The following is a 1,615-nucleotide window of genomic DNA, read 5'->3' on the forward strand; positions in this document are numbered from 1 at the left end:
AGTCGAGTTGTGGGACCACGTCGTCGCTCTGGCACGCTTCCCAGGATTTGCCGAACTCAAACGCAGCCTGCGCGAGCAGCCACAGCTGGCCGCGTTCGGAGTCGAAGCGGACACGGTCGGAAAGCAAGAAGACTGGCACGGCGGCAGCCGGCGGCAGCAGAAATGACTCGCGCCATTAGGTTAAATGCATGAATGAGACGAGAACCCTCAGCCACCAGGAGTCCATAATCGTCGAGGCGTCGGCCGCGTTTCTCTACGACCTGCTCTCTGACATCACCCGCACCGGCGAGTGGAGCCCGGTCTGTACGTCGTGCTGGTGGGACGACGAGGCCGAGGCTGGTCGGGTCGGTGCCTGGTTCACCGGGCACAACGAGCTCCCGCATCGGACCTGGGAGACCCGGTCTGAGGTTGTGACGGCAGAGCGCGGTCGCGAGTTTGCCTGGGTGGTGGGCGGCAGCTTCGTGCGCTGGGGCTTCAGCTTCGCCGCCGCGGAGACCGGCACGATGCTCACCGAGTCTTGGGAGTTNCACGATGCTCACCGAGTCTTGGGAGTTCTTGCCGGACGGGATCGCCATGTTCGAGGACAAGTTCGGCGAAGAGGCGCATGCTGAGATCACCGACCGCACCCAGCAGGCGCTCGATGGCATCCCGAAAACCCTCGCCGCGATCAAGCGGATCGCCGAAGTCTCCATCGACGCAGGGGAGCCTGCCCAGCCATAACCCGGCCGCTCGGGGAGAGGCTGTCTTTTAAACGGTGTTTCAGCGCCATAGACGTCGATCAGGGAAATTCTGAACCCAGTAATCTATGAATCTGATGAGAAAAAGAATTAGGGATTCGTCCGCGGAGGGCGACCGGACCCCTCGGGAACAAGCCGTTGCCGCATTTACTGCATTAGTTCTTCCCTCCCGAGTGTCGATCCCGAGCCTTGTGTCCCTCGTCGAGCAGTCAAGAAAGACCCACATCTCGATCGCATCCTCGCCGCTACTGAATGGAACCGAGATTTGCGGGCTCTGGCTGTCGCGCGAAACCGACGATCTGATCTTCCACGTCGAAACGGATTCGGAACATCATCGGCAGCAGATTGTTTGTCATGAGTTAGCGCACATGATCTTGCGTCATGACGAGGTGGCCGACCCGACGTTGCACGGCATGCTCGGAGCGGAAGGTCCGGTAATCGCGTTCGGACGTTCCGATTTTCGCGACGAGTTCGAATTCGCTGCAGAGTCGCTGGCCGACCTTCTGACCAGCGCCATCCGCACCAGCACTAAAGAGCCCGAGGGTTTCGAGGGAGTTTTCGGATGATGCAATTGATCGTCGCCGTGGCACTCTGGGGGCTCGTGGGCGCGCTGGCGATCGGTACCCGTCGACGCACTGATCAGAGCATTCTGTATGCCGCCGTCATGATTGCGGTCTCGCTGACCCTGAACATTGACGCGGTGTACTTCGCGGCAGACGGGGTCCTCGGAGGCCGTAACTATGCGGACCTGCCCGCGAACCTTCTCCTTCTCCTAGGAGGCTGCTGAATAACATGGGTTCAGCCGGCCCGGCGAGTCTCTAGAGTGTTTTTTTGCTCCGGGGTGGGGCGTTGTGAGATCGGCTGAGCGGTCGGCACCG

At 60.9% G+C, this 1,615-nt stretch carries 4 protein-coding genes; all 4 read left to right on the forward strand.

The window, feature by feature from the left end; all coding sequences use genetic code 11:
• Positions 1 to 188: 188 nt before the first annotated feature.
• Entirely contained in the window at positions 189 to 611 is a 423-nt protein-coding gene (locus tag E3O45_RS06930) for an SRPBCC family protein (protein ID WP_241985264.1), read from the forward strand.
• Positions 532 to 720 (forward strand): hypothetical protein, encoded by a 189-nt coding sequence (locus E3O45_RS17955; RefSeq protein WP_241985265.1) that lies wholly within the window; start codon positions 532 to 534, stop codon positions 718 to 720. Before E3O45_RS06930 ends, E3O45_RS17955 begins: the two co-directional genes overlap by 80 nt.
• 208 nt (positions 721 to 928) lie before the next feature.
• Positions 929 to 1,303, forward strand: coding sequence for a hypothetical protein (locus E3O45_RS06935; protein ID WP_134442732.1), 375 nt, complete (start codon positions 929 to 931; stop codon positions 1,301 to 1,303).
• Positions 1,300 to 1,524 (forward strand): hypothetical protein, encoded by a 225-nt coding sequence (locus E3O45_RS06940; protein WP_134442733.1) that lies wholly within the window; start codon positions 1,300 to 1,302, stop codon positions 1,522 to 1,524. The genes E3O45_RS06935 and E3O45_RS06940 overlap by 4 nt, the downstream gene beginning before the upstream one ends.
• Positions 1,525 to 1,615: the final 91 nt, after the last annotated feature.

The organism is Cryobacterium sp. TMS1-20-1 (genome assembly GCF_004402355.1).
GTDB lineage: Bacteria > Actinomycetota > Actinomycetes > Actinomycetales > Microbacteriaceae > Cryobacterium > Cryobacterium levicorallinum.